The following is a 19,066-nucleotide window of genomic DNA, read 5'->3' as shown; positions in this document are numbered from 1 at the left end:
ACAAAAAAACCCGCACCATGGTGCGGGTTTTTTATTGCTTCTACCTGGCTAGCAAGTAAAAGACTTACGGCAGCAGGTGGGCAACAGCGTCGCGCTCTTCCGCCAGCTCGGTCTCGGTCGCAGTCATCTTCTCGCGAGAGAACTCATTGATGTCTACGCCCTGAACGATTTCCCAGTCGCCGTTCTTGCACACAACCGGGAAGGAGTAGATCAGGCCTTCCTGGATGCCGTAAGAACCGTCGCTGTACACGCCCATGCTGGTCCAGTCGCCTTCGGCAGAACCCAGCGCCCAATCGTGCATGTGATCGATGGCAGCGTTTGCTGCAGATGCCGCAGAAGAAGCACCACGAGCCTTGATGATGGCTGCGCCGCGCTGCTGAACGGTCGGGATGAAGTCGTTCTCGTACCACTCCTGCTCGACTTTACCCATGGCGTCTTCGCCGTTGACCTTGGCCTGGTGCAGGTCCGGGTACTGGGTAGCAGAGTGGTTGCCCCAGATGGTCATATGGGTGATGTCGTTGACGGTGGAATCGGTCTTGTTCGCCAGCTGAGTCAGCGCGCGGTTGTGGTCCAGGCGAGTCATGGCGGTGAAGTTGCGCGGATCCAGGTCCGGCGCATTGCGCTGGGCGATCAGGGCGTTGGTGTTGGCCGGGTTGCCAACAACCAGAACTTTTACGTTGCGAGCAGCAACGTCGTTCAGCGCCTTACCCTGCGCTGAGAAGATAGCCGCATTGGCTTCCAGCAGGTCTTTACGCTCCATGCCCGGGCCGCGCGGACGCGCGCCTACCAGCAGGGCGTACTCTGCATCTTTGAATGCAACGGTCGCGTCGTCGCTCTGCACGATTCCTGCCAGCAGCGGGAAGGCACAGTCTTCGAGCTCCATGGCAACGCCCTTCAGCGCTTCCAGTGCGGGAGTGATTTCCAGCAGCTGAAGAATAACTGGTTGATCCTTACCCAGCATTTCGCCGGAAGCGATGCGAAACAGCAGCGAGTAGCTGATCTGACCGGCGGCGCCGGTAACTGCAACACGAACAGGTGCTTTCACGATGTATCTCCGTTGTTTTCAGGCGCCCGCATTATAGGGCCTTGCAAATTAATTTCATTATCCTTTAGTCGGTATCAGACCGAATTTGTCAGGCCAAATCCTTCTGAGTGCCCGGATAACGGTCTTTTAAGGCCGAATACAGTTCATTGCTGAAATTTTCTGCTGCACTGTCCAAAGATTCGGCAATCTCAGCCAGGTGCTCGTTATCTTCACGGCCCTGCCACAATTTTTGATAGGTGCCCTCTTTGTAGCCGTGATCCTGACGAAAGCGATTGAGGACGTTTTTACCTACATAGCGGCGGTACAGGTCCTCGAATGGCATCTCGCAGTCGGCCATTAATTGAGCAAATCCGACCAGGTCGAATTGTTTGCCAGACAGGGTGTTAAGGGTAAACGCCTCCAGGTTTTCGCGGAAATCTCCGGCAACCGGCGGCTCCCCGGCGAGCTGCTGTTCCATCTTGGCAGCGACCGCATCCGGGCCACCCTGCTGCAATTCCAGGCTCAGGCCGAAATGCCAGATATCAACCAGCTCGAGTTTGACCTGCTCCATTTCCGGCTGCTGTTTTTTCCACCACTTCCAGCCGTAATGATCCAGCAGCTCTGCGCTTTCTACCCAGATTGCCCGGTACCAGGGGAAGTTCTGCTCACGCCAGTTTTCATTGACCAGCGTGTTGATACCGTCCTGCAGCGCCAGCATGGTCTGCAATTGCTGTTGCAACATAATTGATTGATTCCTGATTGTTCAGTAGCCGCGCTCAGACAGCGCGGGGAAATAGTCGGTGGAAATTTTCGGTGGTAATCGCCGCGAGTTCTTCGTAGGAAATACCCCGCAGCTCCGCAATAAACTCTGCCACCTCGCGCACATATGCGGGGATATTGGGCTTGCCGCGATACGGTACCGGCGCCAGATAAGGCGAATCCGTTTCAACCAGCAATCGCTCCAGTGGCACCTGCCTGGCGACATCGCGCAGCTCTTCCGCGTTTTTGAAGGTCACGATACCGGACAGGGAAATGTAGTAATTCAGATCCAGGGCGGCCTTCGCCATTTCCCAGCTCTCGGTAAAACAGTGCAGAACCCCGGCGTGCTCGCGGCTACCGTGTTCGCGGATCAGGTCGATCGTGTCCTCACGCGCATCCCGGGTGTGCACAATCACCGGCAACCCGACCTCTCCAGCGGCCTGCAAGTGGGCAATGAAGCTCTTTTGCTGTACCGCTTTGGTTTCAGTGCTGTAGTAATAATCCAGTCCCGTTTCTCCCAGAGCGACAACGTTGGGTTGAGCGGACAGGGTCTTCAGCTTTTCGGCATCCGCGAGCCCGGATTCCACATCCAGGGGATGCACTCCTACCGAGCACACGACATCGTCATAGCGTGCGGCGATATTGACTACGTCTTCCGCGTTATCGAGGCTGATACCGACACACAGGAACTTGCCGATTCCACGGCTGCGCGCCAGCTCGAGGACCGCGTCCAGGTCGCCATCAAATTTATCCAGTTTGAGCCTGTCGAGATGACAGTGGGAATCTACCAGCATGGAACACCTGTTGGTGGCCCCTATGGATCAAGCACCACAGAGACCAGAAGAACGAAGCGGGGAATTATACAGATTGAGGGCCCGATGCGCGCGGTTTGGCGCCGGGCCCGGCGGGATCTCGAAGGATCCGCGATGCAGAATTACAGGGTATGGGTCGGGCGGCTGGATTCGAGGGAGCCCGCCAGCAGCGTTTCTATCTTGCTCTGCGCGGCATTCTCTTTGTCGCTGAACTGGATGCCGATGCCCGGCGTACGGTTGCCCTGGGCGCCACCGGGAGTAATCCAGACTACCTTTCCGGCAACGGGCAGCTTTTCTGGTTCGTCCATCAGGCTAAGGAGCAGAAAAACCTCGTCGCCGAGGCTGTAACTCTTATCAGTGTTGATGAACAGGCCGCCATTCTTGACGAACGGCATATAGGCCGCATACAGCACGGACTTGTCCTGAATCTTCAGTGACAGGATACCGTTGCGGGCTCCGCCCCCCATACCTTTCATACTCAACCCCGTTCCCGAATAACCGGTTATTGTTCTGATTTAACGATGTGTCGTCGATAATTTGTACAAATGGCGTGCAAAACAGCTTGCCACATTTGCGCAAGTATCAACCCGGTAACTTACCGCGCCACTGCGCGCCCTGTCTACTGTCAACGAAACAGTGCGGACCAGCGGATCAACAGCTCCTCCATCAACAACCGCTTGTTGGGGTTGCTGTTGCCCGTGACCAGCCCGCGGGCTTTTAGCAGCTGATCGTAGAAGCCAAAAAGCGGACGCTGACTTTCCGGGCCCGACCCGGGCAGTCGTTGTAACAACGCCATGATTGGCGCATCCACCGTCTGGTCCGTGGTGCGCGCCTTCAACATCTGGCCGAGCCAGCTCTGCCAGAATTGAAGCAGCATATTCAGATCAGCACCCTCACCGGGCGATTCCCAGCGCCCCGCCAGGGTCACCGGGTTCTCTTCTCCGCGCGTCAGGGCAGTGAGATCTGCCAGAAACTGATCGCGAATCTCCTTCGCCTCAGGCTCCATCAGTTTCACTGCCAGCAGTGGCGCACCGCCAGCCAACGCCAGCGCGCTCGATGCCATGTCGCCTTCGACGCCACTATCGCTCAACCAGCGTAGTGCCGATTGCTGCGGAGGGACCGGGAAAGCAATGGTCTGGCAGCGACTGCGGATGGTCGGCAGCAGGCCGGACGGGTTATCCGTGATCAGCAGAAAGATGACCGACGCCGAGGGCTCTTCGAGATTCTTCAGCAGTGCATTGGCCGCATTGATATTCATGGCCTCTGCCGGTGCCAGCCACACTACCCGCACGCCCTCCCGGGCGCTGGTGCGGCCGACAAATTCGCCCAACTCGCGGATCTGCTCCACTTTCAATGGGCCGCCCTCTTTCTCGGGCACAACGCGAATAAAGTCCGGGTGTGATCCCGCCACGCGCAGATTGCATCCGCGGCATTCGCCACAGGCGAGGCCGTGACGAGGGTGGTCGCACAGTAAAAGTGCGGCAAACGCGTCGGCAAAGCGACGCTTGCCCAGCCCCTGCTGGCCGCTCACCAGCAGTGCGTGAGGACAACGCCCTGCGGTCCACTGCGCACCCAGGCGCTGCCACTGTGATGCCTGCCAGGGTAACGGCGAGGGAATCGGCGGTTGCGCAGAAACATTTACTTCGGGCTTGTCAGATGCCTTGCTCATTGTGCTCCCGCAATCAGTTCCAGCTCTCGCGCCAGATGCGCCTGGACTTCCGGCAGCGGCTGCGAAGCGTCAATCAGCGCATAGCGCTCCGGTGCAGCGTTCGCCCGCTCCCGGTACGCGGTCCGCACCTTGCTGAAAAAGGCCGATTGCTCACTTTCAAAGCGATCCGCTTCCCCGGTGGTCGCCGCACGCTGCAGGCCGATTTCCGGGTCCAGGTCCAGCAGCAATACCCGATCGGGCCGAAGTGCGCCCTGTACGGTTTGTTCAAGCTGACCGATTAATGCCCGGTCGAGCCCCCGACCGCCGCCCTGATAGGCGTAGGTGGCATCAGTAAAACGGTCGCAAACCACCCATTTACCGCTGGCCAGTGCCGGCTTGATCACCTCACTGAGATGCTGCGCGCGCGCCGCAAACACCATCAGAAGTTCAGCGGTGGGGTCTACAGCCTCGTCGCGTTTTTCAAGCAACAGCGTGCGCAACTGCTCTGCAAGCGGGGTGCCGCCGGGCTCGCGGGTCTGGACGAAATCAATCCCCCTGCTCTCCAGCCACTGGGTAATAAACCGGAGATTGGTTGATTTACCGACCCCCTCTCCCCCTTCGAGAGTGATGAACTTGCCTTTGGATAGATCTGACATGAATTCTCTGCTGGTTCGACGAAACGCCAACCGGTTTGTTAATTGTCTTCTTTGTTTTTTACCGGACTCGAGCGGTAATCCGATCGACGCTGTAGCTGGTACTGGCGGACCGCGCGATTATGCTCGTTGAGTGTCGAGGAAAAGTGATGGGAACCATCCCCTTTGGCAACAAAGTACAGTGTATTCCCATCCTTCGGATGCAGCGCCGCATGAATGGCTTCTCGTCCCGGCAGCGCGATGGGCGTCGGCGGCATACCACCGATCACATAAGTGTTGTATGGGGTAGCGTTGCGCAGATCCGCACGGCGCAAATTGCCATCGTACTTATCCCCCATTCCGTAGATCACCGTCGGGTCCGTTTGCAGGCGCATCCCGCGGCCCAGCCGCCGCACAAAGACGCCCGCGATTTCATCGCGCTCCCACGGCACACCGGTTTCTTTTTCGACAATGGAGGCCATGATCAGCGCCTCATAGGCATCACTGTACGGCAGGTTTTCCGAGCGCTGCTGCCACTCTTCTTCAAGCACGGTATTCATACGCTCGAAAGACTGGCGCAACAGGTCCAGGTCGGACGCGCCGGAGCGATACACGTAGGTATCGGGAAAAATCCAGCCCTCCGGATTCCCTTCGATACCCAGGGCCTGCGCCGCGGCTTCAACGGATTCTCCCGCCTCGGTGTGGCGCACCTTGCTGGAATTTCTAATCTGGGTAAGGGCCTGCTTAAACGTCCAGCCCTCCACCAGGGTCACCCGATAACGGGTCACATCGCCCCGGTTCAGCCTGCCGACCAGGTCCATCGCATTGCTACCCGCAGGAATCATATATTCCCCCGGATGAATACTGCTCTGATCGTTCAGCCGCGCATAAATTCGCGCCCACAAAGCAGACCGCAACACACCATCGGATTCGAGGCGCAACAGAACACGGGAAAGGTTACTGCCGCTTTCAACATCCATGCGCAGACCGTCCACCGGAACATCGAGGGGCTTTACCAGTGCATTCTGCGCAGACCACAATGCAAAGCCACCCGCCGCCATGCCGAGCACAAACAGAAACAGGAAGCCGCGCAACCATTTGCCTGCGCGACTGCGCTCAGCAGACTTCTGTTTAGCTACTTTTTTATTGGCGGACTTGCCGTTTTTTTTCGCCACGTTTTTACCACAACCCGTTAACTAATGCGGTGGATGTTGAATTCCAATCGAGTGCGCGCTAATGCAGTTCTGTTGCAACCACTGCCTGCAAGGCAGCAACTGCTGAGCCGGGAACCAGCGTTCGCGCGCCGTCTTCGCGGGAGCTGCCCAGCATGACCTGTATCACGGGAACCACACCCCGTACTGCATTACAGACAGCCAACCCTTCGGCCTGTTCAAGATCCGGGATAAGCAGATCATCTTCGCTGATTTCGACCCTTGCCGCCAGCCAGTCGAGCATCACACCTTGCACGCCACAGTTGCGCAGACTCGGGGTCGTCCAGCGGCCATCCCGGCAAACCAACAGATTACTGCGCAGTCCTTCTATGACTCTCCCCTGAGCGTCCAGAAGCAACCCCTCATGGAAAAGCCCGGGCTCCAGGCCAGCGACATGTTGCTCGAGCTCTGCTTCAGCGCGGGTGTATATATCCCGTTTCAGTAACTTACAGCCAACCGCGGCTTTTCGCGCCAACCCCTGTCTCGTTTCCGCAGATTGATCCAAGGCCTCAGATGGAAACGGAGAGATTGACGCTTCCGGGGTCACGCGGGTCTCACATAGAGAAAGCGACACACCGCGTTGCCAGGGGGAATTCAGTTCAAGCGGTACCACCGAAAAATCCCATACGCTCTCGCCGTACAGCACGCCATAGCGAAGACGCACGCGAGCGCCCTGCGCCCAGTTTGCGGTGCGCTCGGCAATCTGGGTCGCCGCAAACTCGATACGCTGCAGTACGGCGGACTCCGGGAACGCCGAACGCGCAAGCCGGGCCATATGGCCAGACAGTAGAGGAATAGCACCACACCGGGCACGCATGGTCTCGAGCACGCCCACGGAAAATTCTTCATCGGCGGGTACGCTATCCAGCGTCCCGGCATCGGAATAGAAAAATGGGATGGGAGGAATCACTGTTAGATGCTGGTGCCGGCCTGCATTCGCAGCGGGCCGGCCCCCTCTAAAGGATTAAATGCGCTGGAAAATCAGCGAGCCGTTCGTACCGCCGAAGCCGAACGAATTGGACAGCACCGCATCGATTTTCATTTCCTGCGCCTTGTGCGGCACCAGGTTAATTCCACCACAGCTCTCGTCTACGTTGTCGAGATTAACGGTGGGCGGCGCTACCTGGTCACACAGAGACATGACCGAGAAAATGGCCTCGATCGCACCGGCAGCACCCAGCAGGTGTCCAGTCATGGACTTCGTGGAGCTGACCGCAATGTTATCCAGGCTACCCTCAAATACAGAACGCACTGCAGCGATCTCGGCTTTATCACCCAGCGGCGTGGAAGTGCCGTGGGCATTGATGTACTGGATCGCCGATGGCTCAAGCCCCGCATCTTTCAGTGCGTTGGCCATGGACAGTGCGGCTCCGGCACCATCTTCCGGCGGCGAAGTCATATGGTGGGCATCGCCACTCATACCGAAACCGCTCAGCTCGCCATAGATTTTGGCTCCGCGCGCCTTGGCGTGCTCATACTCTTCGAGCACCAGAACACCCGCGCCCTCGCCCAGCACAAAACCGTCGCGGTCTTTATCCCACGGGCGGCTGGCGTGTTGCGGATCATCGTTGCGAGTCGACAGTGCTCGCGCGGCACAGAAGCCACCCAGACCGACCGGCGTGGTTACCATCTCGGCGCCGCCACATACCATCACGTCGGCATCGCCGTATTGAATGGTGCGCATACCCAAACCAATCGCGTGGGTACCAGTGGTACACGCAGTGGTGGTCGAAAGGTTTGGACCTTTCATGCCGTACTTGATGGACAGGTTGCCGGAAACCATGTTGATGATGGCACCCGGAACGAAAAATGGAGAGACCCGACGCGGCCCCTTTTCCGCGATTAGCATCGCGTTATTTTCAATCGCGGCGATCCCGCCCATACCGGAGCCGATACAGGCACCAATGCGCGGCGCATTAGAATCGGTTACCTCGAGACCACTGTCTTCTACGGCCTGCACTCCCGCACTGAGACCGTACTGGAGAAACATATCCATCTTGCGCGCTTCTTTCTGCGCAACATGTGGTTCGGGGTCAAAATTCTTTACCGTTGCAGCAAACCGCGTGCTGAAAGCAGAAACATCAAACGAATCGATTGGCACAACGCCACTGGTTCCTGCCAGCAAAGCAGACCAGGTATCTTCCAGAGTATTGCCCAGCGGGCTGACTGTGCCCATTCCGGTAATAACGACTCTTCTACGCGACACTTGCGCCTCCCCCGAAATCAATCATACACGCCGGGAACCATACTTATGTTGCCGGTCGTTTTCACAAGGTTCAAATAGACGGAGAGCCGCGCTATGCAACATAGAACGGCTCTCGCAATACTACAGTAACGGGTATCACTTACCCCTTACTTAAGCTATCCAGCAGGACTCAACCGAGGTTCTGGTTGATGTAATCGATGGCCAGCTGAACAGTGGTGATCTTCTCTGCTTCTTCGTCCGGAATTTCGGTTTCGAATTCCTCTTCCAAAGCCATTACCAGCTCAACTGTGTCGAGGGAGTCAGCGCCCAGATCTTCAACAAAGGATGCTTCAGGTTTTACATCTTCTTCCTTCACGCCCAGTTGTTCAGCAACGATCTTTTTTACGCGCTCTTCAATGCTGCTCATGATTCAATTTAACTCCTAGTGGATAAAAATCTGTTTTGGTCACTACTTAAAAATTAGCCACTTAATGTGGTGTATCAGTAACCGGCTAACACAGCTTATGGTTAATGCGAGGCGGCATTGTACCCTGATTTTTTCGGGATGTAATGCACCGCCTCCCCACAACCATTGAATGATAAATTTTTCTTTACCAATCAATCACTTACGCTGATTTTCTCGAAAGAAAATCAGCCCATATACATGCCGCCATTCACGTGAATGGTCTCACCGGTCACATAACCGCCAGCATCACTGGCTAAAAATGCGACAACGGAGGCAATCTCTTCCGGCGCACCGAGACGGCCCAGAGGGATCTTGCCCATCAGAGCTTCACGCTGTGCGTCCGGCAACACTTTGGTCATGTCAGTATCGATAAAGCCTGGAGCCACGGTATTCACCGTGATACCCCGGGAGCCCACTTCCGCTGCCAGCGCGCGGGCGAAACCGCCCACCCCGGCCTTGGTTGCAGCGTAGTTGCTCTGGCCTGCATTACCCATGCTGCCAACCACAGAACTGATATTGATGATTCGACCCCAGCGCGCCTTGGTCATATCGCGCAGACAGCTCTTGCTGACACGATATACGGCAGTGAGGTTGGTATTCAGAACCGAATCCCATTCCTCATCTTTCATGCGCATCAGCAGGTTGTCCTGGGTGATACCCGCGTTGTTGACGAGAATGGTCGGTGCTCCAAATTCCGCCTTAACTGACTCGAGCACTGCAGCAATACTTTCCGGGCTGGTTACGTCCAGCTCCTTGCCCGCACCTTTGAGTCCCTTTTCAGCAAAACGTGCAGAAATCTTTTCTGCGCCGCCGGCGCTGGTTGCAGTACCAATCACGATAGCACCCTGAGCACCCAGCAGATCGGCGATAGCAGCGCCGATACCGCGACTGGCACCAGTGACCAGCGCCACCTTGCCTTCGAGAGAAGTTGAAATAGTCATATTTTGTTACAAACCCTTTTGCGAACCCATTTTGGGGACCCTTGCAGCCGCCTACAAGGCCTGACTGCCTTTACAGCCTATGAGTATCGCCTTAGTTATTGTGCAGTGGATTTAACGGCTTCCGACATCTGCGCCGGCGTTTCGATATTGTGCGCAGTCAGGCTGCGATCTATACGCTTGGCCAGCCCAGCCAGCACCTTGCCCGGGCCACATTCGACCAGCTGCTCAGTGCCCGCAGCTGCCATCGCCTGAACACAGGACGTCCAGCGAACCGGGCTGTAGATCTGCTCAACCATCAATGCCTTGATCGCCGCAGGATCGGATTCCTGCTTGGCGTGCACATTGTGGATTACGGGGATTTCCGGCGCGTGAAAAACGGTCGACTCAATTTGCGGGGCCAGCTTTTCGGCTGCCGGGCGCATGAGCTCCGTGTGGAAAGGTGCGCTCACCGGCAGCGGCAGCGCGCGCTTCGCGCCAGCGGCTTTACAGGCCTCGATCGCGCGTTCGACGGCGGCTGCACCACCGGCGATCACAACCTGTCCCGGTGAATTGTAATTGACCGCAGCGACAACGCCGCCTTCTGCAGCGCTGCTACAAGCAGATTCAACCGCATCGTCATCCAGGCCGATCACCGCAGCCATGGCACCCTCGCCCGCCGGTACAGCTTCTTGCATGAGGCGACCGCGCTCGCGCACCAGGCGCACAGCATCTTCAAAAGCCAGAACGCCCGCGCATACCAGCGCAGACCATTCGCCCAGGCTGTGGCCCGCCATTCGAGCAGGCGCTACCCCACCCTGACTCAGCCAGGCGCGATACAGCGCAACACTGGCGGACAGTAGCAGAGGCTGGGTTCTTTCGGTGAGATTGATATCTTCCTGGGCGCCGTTCTGGCACAGATCCCACAGGTCGTAACCTAGAACAGAGGAAGCTTCGGAAAAGGTCGCGCCGATCTCCGGGAATGCCTCAGCAGCTTCCGCCAGCATACCAATCTGCTGGGAGCCCTGGCCGGGAAATACAAACGCCAAAACTGGGTTGGTCATGGAACATCCTTTAACCAAATGAGTGAAGCCTTAAATGATGGGGCTCGACCGGACGTCTCAGACCGCAGGCAGAATGCGGGGCCGCTTAATCGCACCCCGTCTGTCGCTGCGCCTGTAGCGCCATCGCGCTACCGATCTGCTGCGCCAGACCCGACTCGGCACATTCTTTGGCTGTCAGCATGGCACGGTAAAATGCCTCGCTGCTGGCACCGCCATGGCTCTTGATGACATTGCCTTCGAGCCCCAAAAAGCTGGCGCCATTATAGCGACCGGGCTCTAGCTGTGCGCGCCATTTTCGCAACAGATTTATGGCTAATTGGCCAAAAAAGCGCTTTATCGGCGCCTTTTTGTCAATGGTGAAGGTCTTTTGACCTATCAGTCGAATCACACCCTCGGCGGCCTTCATGGCCACATTTCCCATCAAGCCATTGCACACAACGACATCCACCACACCGGTAAAAATATCGTGCCCCTCGACGAAACCCACGTAATTAATGGAAGGGTCCGCCTGCAGGATTGCACCGGCACGCCGAATCTCTTCGGTACCCTTGTGCTCCTCTGCACCAATATTCAGCAGCGCCACGGCGAGATCAGGCTTGTCGGAAAATACCCGCTGCGCCTCAAGCCCCATACGTGCGAACTGGGCGAGATCTTCCGCAGTGCAGTCGATGTTCGCCCCGAGATCCAAAAGGAAGCAGGAGCCGTCTGCGGTAGGCAGGGATTTCCCCAGTGCCGGGCGACGCACCCCCTCAACCGTGCCAAGAATGCTGCGGCCAAGCGCAAGCAGCGCTCCGGTATTGCCAGAGGTGACCATGGCCGAACACTGCCCGTCGGCAACAGCCTGCAGAGCCCGCGCCATGGAGGACTCGCGCTTGCGTCGCAACGCCTGCACAGGGTTGCATCCCTGTGTAATAACCTGCGCACAGTCAACCACTTCAAGGCGCTCACGCACTGAAGGAGGTTCTTTTATAAGAAGAGATTGCAGCTGGGAACGGGGGCCGAACAGTTTCAGTTCTGCCTTGGGATAGCGGATAAGAAATCTTGAGCAAGCCGGAACGACAGAGCGGGGACCTAAGTCCCCGCCCATCGCATCCACGGCCAATCGCAATTGGCTGGACAAAGCTTACTCTTCTTCGGAAGAGGTGCCGACATCGATCACTTTGCGACCACGGTAAAAACCGTCTTTGGTCACGTGGTGACGGTGGTGCTTCTCACCGGTGGTCGGGTCAACGGACAGAGTCGGTCCACCCAGCGCATCGTGAGAGCGACGCATGCCGCGACGGGAACGGGTTTTTTTGTTCTGCTGAACAGCCATTTGGTGCTCCTAAACATAACTAACAGTTAACACCGGAACCGGGGCGCCTACCGGCGAGCCCAAACCCTTCAAACAATTCTCAAGACTTGTTTGACGAACCCTTCAACTGTTCCAGTACTTTAAAGGGGTTTTCATGTTGCTCTCCCGCATCCGGCTTCTCTCCACCACTGCGAAACGCGTCTTGAGAGACACATTCTTCATCGTGGAAAGCCACCATTGGCAGGTTGAGCAAAATCTCATCTTCCAATACCTGATACAGGTCCAGCTCATCGCCGTCCTGTATCACAGGGTCGAGCGTTTTTGGCAATGACTTGCCCTGCTCTTCCGACCAGACAAAGCCCCAGGCAATGTCGGCCTCAATCTGCTCCCTCACCGGTTGCAGGCAGCGCTGACACAACAGCTCAACCTCCAACTGGAGATGCCCCGTAGCCACCTGGTTCCGCTGCAGATCTCTGGCAAACGCCAGGTTCACCGCCACATCACCATTTACTGACTCCGTAGACGACACCAGCCGTGCAAGATCGCCTGACGGCACAATTCCGTCCAATTGCTGCTCACGCTGCACCAATTTTCGTGCATCAATGCGGCGCGGAAGCGCGGATTTCTGGGGGGGTATCGACATAAGCGCGCAATTCTATGGACTCACCAGAGCCTTGTCAAAACAATTCATCGACCGCATGATCATCGGCCCCGATACTCAGTAGCATTACTCTCAGACCAGGAAGCCCGCCACCATGCGCCGACTGATTCTAGCGTCCAGCTCACCCTATCGCCGCGCCCTTCTGGAAAAGCTGCATATGCCTTTCGACAGGGCGAGCCCCCATATAAATGAAGAAGCATTGCCAGGCGAGACAGCTCCAGCGCTTGCCAGTCGCCTTGCGCGGGAGAAAGCTGGCGCCCTGAGCGAACAATTTCCGGATGCCGTCATCATAGGGTCAGACCAGGTGGCCGAATGTAATGGCCGGCAGCTCGGCAAGCCCGGCACACCGCAAAATGCCGTCGCGCAACTTCAACTGTGCTCCGGACAACCGGTCACCTTCCACACCGGGCTGTGCGTTCTGGACAGCAGCAGCGGAAAACACACCACGGTGTGCGAGAAATTCACGGTTTACTTTCGCGATCTTGAATGCCGCGAAATAGAACGCTATGTCGACCTGGAGCAACCCATCGATTGCGCTGGGTCATTCAAAGTCGAAGGGTTAGGAATCGCACTGTTCGAAAAAATGGAAGGAAACGACATCAACACCCTGATTGGTCTCCCATTAATTCGGCTAATCAAGATCCTCAAGCAATACGGCATAGATCCGCTGAAAGGCACCTGAACACAAAAAGCGGCCTCTTTCAGTTACGCCACGAGCGGAGGCCACTCAAGCAGCTCGGTAAAATGGTCGATAATCTGATGCGGACGGCATCCGTCGAGCCGCTCCCGACTGTGCACACCATAGCTGACACCAATCGACGCCATGTTGATCGCCGAGGCCATACGCAGATCATATTCCGTATCACCCACCATGACCGCATCGCGCACGTCACAACCAGTCTCCTCAAGGAGCTCATTCAGCATGCGCGGATCCGGCTTGGATGCGGTCTCGTCCGCGCAGCGGCTGGCCGTAAACATATGGCCAACGCCATGCTCCTCAAACTCCCGATTGAGACCACGGCGACTCTTGCCCGTTGCCACCGCCAGGGTGTGCCCCGCGCTCAACAAGTGATCGAGCGTCGCCAGCACACCATCAAACAGAGCCACCGGCTCCACTTTCGCCGCCAGCCACTCTTCTGCATAGTAGGTACGCAGGCGGTCGCGTTGCTCACTGTGAGCCTCAGGAAAAAGAGCGGAAATCGCCTCAGGAAGCCCCAGGCCAATAATATTGCCAATTGCGGCCGGCTCGAGCACTGGCAGCCCCACCCTGCCAGACGCCCGCTGCATACAGGAAACGATACGCGCTTCGGAGTTGCACACGGTGCCATCCCAATCGAGAATCACCAGCATCAGCCCTACCCCCTCTATATATACAGCGATTCAGAACGCAGCCCTGATCGGGCAATCAGCTGCGCCGAAGATTCTCCAAAACCGACACAAGCTCCGGCGGTAGAGGCGCCTGCACATCTACTCTGGTGCCATCCGGCAAAGTGCAGCGAACGCCGGCAGAGTGCAGGAACAAACGCTTCAACCCTTGCTCACGGAAAGCATTATTGATCTCGTCCGAGGCATACTTCACGTCGCCCGCCAAAGGGCACCCGACAAACTGTGCATGCACCCGAATCTGGTGGGTGCGCCCGGTAACGGGCTCTGCCGCCATCAAGGTCGCACCAGGAAAGCGCTCCTCAACCTGGAACCGCGTGGTTGACGGCTTGCCGTCACCATCCACTACCACCATCCGCTCACCGCTTTTCAGCGTATTCTTCTTGAGTGGCGCCTCTACCAGCTTATGGCCACGGGGCCACTTGCCCGCCGCCAGCGCCAGATAGGACTTGCCGAGCTTGCCCGCGCGCAGCTCTGACTGCACGTGCAGCAGTACCGAGCGCTTGCGAGCCACAAGAATGGCGCCACTGGTATCTCGGTCCAGCCGGTGCACCAACTCCATAAACGGACTCTTCGGGTACATCTGGCGCAAAGCCTCAATCAGCCCAAGCCGCACGCCACTACCACCGTGCACCGCCAGGCCAGCAGGCTTGTTCACCACCAGCAATCCGCCGTTGTCATAAAGTATGGCCGCCTCCAGCGTACGCCGCAGGGACTCGCCGGCCACTGCGGGTGCGGTGCCCTCGGACACGCGAATCGGTGGCACACGGACCTGATCCCCGGCCTTCAGGCGATATTCCGCCTTCACACGCCCCTTATTAACTCGCACCTCTCCCTTGCGCAGGATTCTATAGACGCGCGAACGGGGCACACCCTTGAGGCGCGCTTGCAGGAAATTATCGATCCGTTGACCGGCCAACTCTTCTGGCACAGTGAGAAACTGGACGCCCTTTCCGGTGGTACCGGACGATCGGTCATCAGTGTCGCCGACAGATTCGGCCGAACGGGGTGACTTGCTGGATTTTGGGGGGTTACTTCGCATGGGGCGCATCATAGCGGCAACCCCCAGCCATTTGAAGCGCCGCAATTGAAGGCCCATCCACACCGTGGTATATTCGGCCGGTCTGAATTGGGCTGGTTTTCGGCGGTGCACGGTTTTTCTGCTATATAAAAACTCAGGTGCCGCTCTTGAGAAAATACCGTCAATCGGGCCGGTGCGCGCAATGCCGCGTTATCAACAAAACTCCGTCGGCGAGACTCTTCAAGGGTGCGTCGCAAGATGGTGCCCAGGGGGTTCCGGCCAAAGAGGCCCTCCCGAAGCTCTCGCCGACACGACCCCGTTACAACGGGATTTTTGCGAAGGTAAGACGGGCTGACGCCCGCAGCGCTTGGAACAGACTCTAATCTGTCACATCTCGCTCCGCGATTGACGCCAGCGACCGAACTGGCCCCCGGCCTCTGCAGGTGATGCAAAATGGCACGCCCGCACCGCCGGTTACTACTAGAGACGACCCAAAGGGCCCAGCCACGAGCCGGCCCCGGAGCCTAGAGAAGATGTGACCCATGCAGCCCGAAACTGGACTGCAGTCAGGACCCGCCCGGGAAATATGCGGAGCCGGCCTGACAGGAAGCGAATACCCGAACGAGACCGGTATTCAGAGTTAGTACAGTATGCACACCGCAGGTGCCCCTGACTGGCGCCCCCGCGGAGAGTGCGTATAACGCGGCGGTAATTGCTGGGCGACGCCCTCCTCTCACCCCGTGTACACCAAAGCCTGCGAGCTTCAGCGGCGCTTTTACCTTTGCACAACGCAAGGAAAAGACGAACGCATGAAGAGAATGCTGATCAACGCAACCCAGCCGGAAGAGCTGCGCGTTGCACTGGTCGACGGCCAATGGCTGTACGACCTGGATATCGAAAATCGCACCCGCGAACAGAAAAAAGCCAATATCTACAAGGGCAAAATCACCCGCGTAGAACCCTCCCTAGAAGCCGCTTTTGTCGATTACGGTGCTGAGCGCCACGGCTTCCTGCCCCTGAAAGAAATCTCACGCGAATACTTCCTCAAACAGCCCAAAGACATCGACGGCCGCATCAAAATCAAGGATGTCGTCAAAGAAGGCATGGAAGTCATCGTTCAGGTAGATAAAGAAGAGCGCGGCAACAAGGGTGCCGCCCTGACCACCTTTATCAGCCTCGCCGGCCGCTATCTGGTGCTGATGCCAAACAACCCGCGCGCAGGCGGTATCTCCCGCCGCATCGAAGGTGATGAGCGCAGCGACCTGCGCGACGCACTGTCCAGTGTCGAAGTGCCCTCCGGCATGGGAATCATTGTGCGCACCGCCGGCGTTGGCCGCAGCGGTGAAGAACTGCAGTGGGACCTCAACTACCTGCTGCAACTCTGGGACGCCATCAAAAAGGAAGCGGACGACTCCAAAGCGCCCCACTTCCTGTTCCAGGAAAGCAACGTCATCATCCGCGCGATTCGCGACTACATGCGCGACGATATCGGTGAAGTTATTGTCGACGAGAATGGCGCTTACCAACTGGCTGCAGAATTTGCCCGCCAGGTCATGCCGAACTACGCCAACAAGGTGAAGTTCTACGACGACAACATCCCCCTGTTCAATCGCTACCAGATTGAAAGCCAGATCGAGACCGCGTTCGAACGTGAAGTGAAGCTACCCTCCGGCGGCTCCATTGTTATCGACGTAACCGAAGCCCTGGTATCCATCGACATCAACTCCTCCCGCGCCACCAAGGGCGGCGATATCGAGGAGACTGCGCGCACCATTAACCTGGAAGCTGCCGATGAGATCGCCCGCCAGCTGCGCCTGCGCGACATGGGTGGCCTGGTGGTCATCGACTTTATCGACATGCAGAGCAAATCCTCCCAGCGCGAAGTTGAAAAGCGCATGGAGAAAGCCCTGGGTATGGACCGCGCCCGCGTACAGGTAGGACGCATCTCCCGCTTCGGCCTGCTGGAAATGTCCCGCCAGCGCCTGCGCCCATCCCTGGGTGAAACGACTTTCCGCGTGTGCCCCCGCTGTAGCGGCCAGGGCACTATCCGCGGCACCAAGTCTCTCGCCCTGTCGATCCTGCGCCTGGTGGAAGAAGAAGCGAAGAAAGAACGCAGTGCGGAGATCCGCGCCATCACACCAGTGAACGTGGCGACCTACCTGCTGAATGAAAAGCGCAAGGCGATTTCCAATATCGAAGCGCGTAACAACACCCGTGTGGTAGTTGTACCCAACGCCGATCTGGAAACCCCGCATTTCGAAGTGCAGCGCCTGCGCGACGACGACTCCACCACCCTGGAGACCTCCTACAAAATCTCCGGCACCATTGAAGAGGTCGCGGAGAAGGACAAGGAAGACGAACCGCTGCGCGCACCGGCACAACCGGCCGTACAGCAGATTGCCCACTCCGCCCCCGCCCCAACTCCGGCCGCCAAACCCAAGGCAAAGGCCAAGGAGAAGCAGGAAGAGAAGCCCGGACTGTTCAGCCGTCTGATCAGCGCTATCTCCTCCCTGTTCAGCGGTGAGGAAGAAGAGAAATCCGACAAGAAGCACAAGAAGTCCAGCGGTCGCGGTAAGAACTACCAGCAGCGCAATCGTAACCAGCGCGGCGGCCGTGGTCGCGGTCGCGGAAATCGCGGTAACCGTCGCGACGACCAGCGCAGCGATGAACGCAAGGATGACACCCGCTCCAAGCGCGGCGACAAGCGTCGCGACGACAGCGAAAGCAAAGATCGTCGCAGCGACAATCGCGAAAGCGCCCGCGAGGCGAGCCGCGACAACGCACGTGACGGCAATCGCGATGGGCAGCGCGAAGGCCAGCGCCGCAGTCGCAGACGTCGCGGAGGTGATCGCCGCAACGAGCCGCAAACCACTGCTGCAGAAGTCGAAAGCACTAATCTCGACAACGCTGTGGAAGCGCCCGGTGCCGACGAAGATCAGCAGCGCCCTTCCCGCCGCCCAAGCAATGTGCGCGGACGTCCGCAACCCCGTCGTCGTGGACGCCGCGGTGGAGACAATAGCGGTGACAACACTGCAGCAAACGAGCAGCAGGAAGCCGCCAAGTCTGAGGCGAGCAATGAAAGCGAAGCAGCCGCGAAAGACGAGCGCCCTGCTGAGCCTCAGCGCAAGCCGCGCGCCAAGCGTGAAGACAAGCCGGTAGCGAAGTCCGAGCAGCAAGCAGAGCAGCGCAGCGAGAAACTTGCGAGCGAGCCGAAGGCCGAACCCAAAGCTGCAGCAAAAGCCGAACCAAAAGCAGAGCAGCCCTGGGCCGGCACACAGCCGCGCACCGAAGCGCCCGCCAAGGCCGAGCAGAAGGCAGAAGCCCCGGCAGCCGCAGACGAAGCCAGCAAGCCAGCCGAAACCGCAGACACTTCTGAAAGCAAAGTAGAAGCGAAAGCCGAAGCACCGGCAGAGGCGAAAGCGCCAGATGCGGCCCCGGCCAAAGCACAATCTCCAACGGAATCCGAAGCAAGTGCCGAAGCCAATGTCGCCAAGGCACCGGAAGTGAAAGCTGAGAGCGAAGAGACCGCGGAAGTACCCGAGACTCACGCAGCAGGCGACCTGCTGGCAGAAACGCCAGAAGACTCGGCTGCTAACATTAGCGACGAAGCAGAAGTGGAGCAGACCGCAGAAACCGCCGAGGTGGCAGACACCAGCGTAAAAGCCTCCAACGAAGAAGCGCCGGAAGCTCAGGCGGAAACCGCCGAGCCGAAAGCGCCCAGCATAGAGGCTGCCCCGGCAGCGCGCGCACCTGGTCGCGCCAGCAACGACCCGCGAATCAACCCGAAGCCTCTGGTTGATTTCAAAGTTGTCACTGCCCGTCCGGAAGTTGGTGAAATGCGCCCGCTCGACACCGCCCAACCGGCAAACATCGAGCACAGCCCTCGCCCACTCCAGCGCCCTGCCAATGATCCCCGGGTCAAGCGCGGCGCAGGCGCGAGCGCCGAAAGCAGCTCTGATTCTGCCGAGGTAGGTTAAGTCGCAGGACCT

19 protein-coding genes are annotated in these 19,066 nt (G+C 58.1%); 2 read left to right on the top strand and 17 right to left on the bottom strand.

Annotated elements, in window-relative coordinates; genetic code table 11:
• Nucleotides 1-64: 64 nt before the first annotated feature.
• The 15 genes from ACONT6_RS07980 to ACONT6_RS07910 form a co-directional block, all read right to left on the bottom strand.
• Nucleotides 65-1,045, bottom strand: coding sequence for a malate dehydrogenase (locus ACONT6_RS07980; protein ID WP_428821192.1), 981 nt, complete (start codon nt 1,043-1,045; stop codon nt 65-67).
• A gap of 88 nt (nt 1,046-1,133) precedes the next feature.
• Complete coding sequence (locus ACONT6_RS07975) at nt 1,134-1,766, bottom strand: dUTP diphosphatase (protein WP_428821191.1); 633 nt, start codon at nt 1,764-1,766, stop codon at nt 1,134-1,136.
• Between the two features lie 34 nt (nt 1,767-1,800).
• Nucleotides 1,801-2,577, bottom strand: coding sequence for a TatD family hydrolase (locus ACONT6_RS07970; RefSeq protein ID WP_428821190.1), 777 nt, complete (start codon nt 2,575-2,577; stop codon nt 1,801-1,803).
• A 140-nt stretch (nt 2,578-2,717) separates the two neighbouring features.
• Entirely contained in the window at nt 2,718-3,071 is a 354-nt protein-coding gene (locus ACONT6_RS07965) for a PilZ domain-containing protein (RefSeq protein WP_428821189.1), read from the bottom strand.
• Nucleotides 3,072-3,220: 149 nt separating this feature from the next.
• On the bottom strand, nt 3,221-4,264 hold the full coding sequence (locus ACONT6_RS07960) for a DNA polymerase III subunit delta' (RefSeq protein WP_428821188.1): 1,044 nt from the start codon (nt 4,262-4,264) through the stop codon (nt 3,221-3,223).
• Nucleotides 4,261-4,899 (bottom strand): dTMP kinase, encoded by a 639-nt coding sequence (tmk, locus tag ACONT6_RS07955; protein ID WP_428821187.1) that lies wholly within the window; start codon nt 4,897-4,899, stop codon nt 4,261-4,263. Before tmk ends, ACONT6_RS07960 begins: the two co-directional genes overlap by 4 nt.
• Nucleotides 4,900-4,937: 38 nt before the next feature.
• Complete coding sequence (gene mltG / locus ACONT6_RS07950; RefSeq protein WP_428821186.1) at nt 4,938-6,050, bottom strand: endolytic transglycosylase MltG; 1,113 nt, start codon at nt 6,048-6,050, stop codon at nt 4,938-4,940.
• A 58-nt stretch (nt 6,051-6,108) separates the two neighbouring features.
• Nucleotides 6,109-6,996 carry an aminotransferase class IV gene (locus tag ACONT6_RS07945; protein ID WP_428821185.1) on the bottom strand — a complete coding sequence of 296 codons (888 nt, stop codon included), beginning with the start codon at nt 6,994-6,996 and terminating at the stop codon, nt 6,109-6,111.
• 54 nt (nt 6,997-7,050) lie between these two features.
• Complete coding sequence (gene fabF / locus ACONT6_RS07940) at nt 7,051-8,292, bottom strand: beta-ketoacyl-ACP synthase II (RefSeq protein WP_428821184.1); 1,242 nt, start codon at nt 8,290-8,292, stop codon at nt 7,051-7,053.
• Between the two features lie 169 nt (nt 8,293-8,461).
• A complete protein-coding gene (gene acpP, locus ACONT6_RS07935) occupies nt 8,462-8,698 on the bottom strand; it encodes an acyl carrier protein (protein WP_010130751.1) in 237 nt (78 codons plus the stop codon).
• 224 nt (nt 8,699-8,922) lie between these two features.
• Nucleotides 8,923-9,678, bottom strand: a complete 756-nt coding sequence (fabG, locus tag ACONT6_RS07930) for a 3-oxoacyl-ACP reductase FabG (protein WP_078085857.1) — start codon at nt 9,676-9,678, stop codon at nt 8,923-8,925.
• Nucleotides 9,679-9,773: 95 nt separating this feature from the next.
• Nucleotides 9,774-10,718, bottom strand: a complete 945-nt coding sequence (fabD, locus tag ACONT6_RS07925) for an ACP S-malonyltransferase (RefSeq protein WP_428821183.1) — start codon at nt 10,716-10,718, stop codon at nt 9,774-9,776.
• A gap of 85 nt (nt 10,719-10,803) precedes the next feature.
• Nucleotides 10,804-11,814 carry a phosphate acyltransferase PlsX gene (plsX, locus tag ACONT6_RS07920; RefSeq protein ID WP_428821493.1) on the bottom strand — a complete coding sequence of 337 codons (1,011 nt, stop codon included), beginning with the start codon at nt 11,812-11,814 and terminating at the stop codon, nt 10,804-10,806.
• Between the two features lie 27 nt (nt 11,815-11,841).
• Nucleotides 11,842-12,033, bottom strand: a complete 192-nt coding sequence (gene rpmF / locus ACONT6_RS07915; protein ID WP_078085860.1) for a 50S ribosomal protein L32 — start codon at nt 12,031-12,033, stop codon at nt 11,842-11,844.
• 79 nt (nt 12,034-12,112) lie between these two features.
• A complete protein-coding gene (locus tag ACONT6_RS07910; RefSeq protein WP_428821182.1) occupies nt 12,113-12,655 on the bottom strand; it encodes a YceD family protein in 543 nt (180 codons plus the stop codon).
• Between the two features lie 112 nt (nt 12,656-12,767).
• On the opposite strand from ACONT6_RS07910, the gene ACONT6_RS07905 reads away from it, so the two are divergent.
• Nucleotides 12,768-13,355, top strand: coding sequence for a Maf family protein (locus tag ACONT6_RS07905; RefSeq protein ID WP_428821181.1), 588 nt, complete (start codon nt 12,768-12,770; stop codon nt 13,353-13,355).
• A gap of 23 nt (nt 13,356-13,378) precedes the next feature.
• Here ACONT6_RS07905 and ACONT6_RS07900 read toward each other — a convergent pair whose 3' ends face one another.
• On the bottom strand, nt 13,379-14,023 hold the full coding sequence (locus ACONT6_RS07900) for an HAD-IA family hydrolase (protein WP_428821180.1): 645 nt from the start codon (nt 14,021-14,023) through the stop codon (nt 13,379-13,381).
• Nucleotides 14,024-14,078: 55 nt separating this feature from the next.
• Nucleotides 14,079-15,110, bottom strand: coding sequence for a 23S rRNA pseudouridine(955/2504/2580) synthase RluC (rluC, locus tag ACONT6_RS07895; protein ID WP_428821179.1), 1,032 nt, complete (start codon nt 15,108-15,110; stop codon nt 14,079-14,081).
• Nucleotides 15,111-15,886: 776 nt separating this feature from the next.
• On the opposite strand from rluC, the gene rne reads away from it, so the two are divergent.
• Complete coding sequence (rne, locus tag ACONT6_RS07890; RefSeq protein ID WP_428821178.1) at nt 15,887-19,054, top strand: ribonuclease E; 3,168 nt, start codon at nt 15,887-15,889, stop codon at nt 19,052-19,054.
• Nucleotides 19,055-19,066 lie beyond the last annotated feature (12 nt).

This window comes from Microbulbifer sp. MCCC 1A16149, from assembly GCF_050368945.1.
Classification (GTDB): domain Bacteria; phylum Pseudomonadota; class Gammaproteobacteria; order Pseudomonadales; family Cellvibrionaceae; genus Microbulbifer.
The sequence above is the reverse complement of the archived record's forward strand: the minus strand, read 5'-3'. Positions and strand labels throughout refer to the sequence as shown.

Coding starts and splice junctions, on each gene's coding strand:
- rluC (WP_428821179.1), bottom strand. CDS start 15,110: ATGATGCGCCCCATGCGAAGTAACCCCCCAAAATCCAGCAAGTCACCC.
- acpP (WP_010130751.1), bottom strand. CDS start 8,698: ATGAGCAGCATTGAAGAGCGCGTAAAAAAGATCGTTGCTGAACAACTG.
- fabD (WP_428821183.1), bottom strand. CDS start 10,718: ATGACCAACCCAGTTTTGGCGTTTGTATTTCCCGGCCAGGGCTCCCAG.
- rpmF (WP_078085860.1), bottom strand. CDS start 12,033: ATGGCTGTTCAGCAGAACAAAAAAACCCGTTCCCGTCGCGGCATGCGT.
- fabG (WP_078085857.1), bottom strand. CDS start 9,678: ATGACTATTTCAACTTCTCTCGAAGGCAAGGTGGCGCTGGTCACTGGT.
- ACONT6_RS07900 (WP_428821180.1), bottom strand. CDS start 14,023: ATGCTGGTGATTCTCGATTGGGATGGCACCGTGTGCAACTCCGAAGCG.
- ACONT6_RS07965 (WP_428821189.1), bottom strand. CDS start 3,071: ATGAAAGGTATGGGGGGCGGAGCCCGCAACGGTATCCTGTCACTGAAG.
- ACONT6_RS07910 (WP_428821182.1), bottom strand. CDS start 12,655: ATGTCGATACCCCCCCAGAAATCCGCGCTTCCGCGCCGCATTGATGCA.
- ACONT6_RS07905 (WP_428821181.1), top strand. CDS start 12,768: ATGCGCCGACTGATTCTAGCGTCCAGCTCACCCTATCGCCGCGCCCTT.
- rne (WP_428821178.1), top strand. CDS start 15,887: ATGAAGAGAATGCTGATCAACGCAACCCAGCCGGAAGAGCTGCGCGTT.
- tmk (WP_428821187.1), bottom strand. CDS start 4,899: ATGTCAGATCTATCCAAAGGCAAGTTCATCACTCTCGAAGGGGGAGAG.
- ACONT6_RS07975 (WP_428821191.1), bottom strand. CDS start 1,766: ATGTTGCAACAGCAATTGCAGACCATGCTGGCGCTGCAGGACGGTATC.
- ACONT6_RS07960 (WP_428821188.1), bottom strand. CDS start 4,264: ATGAGCAAGGCATCTGACAAGCCCGAAGTAAATGTTTCTGCGCAACCG.
- ACONT6_RS07970 (WP_428821190.1), bottom strand. CDS start 2,577: ATGCTGGTAGATTCCCACTGTCATCTCGACAGGCTCAAACTGGATAAA.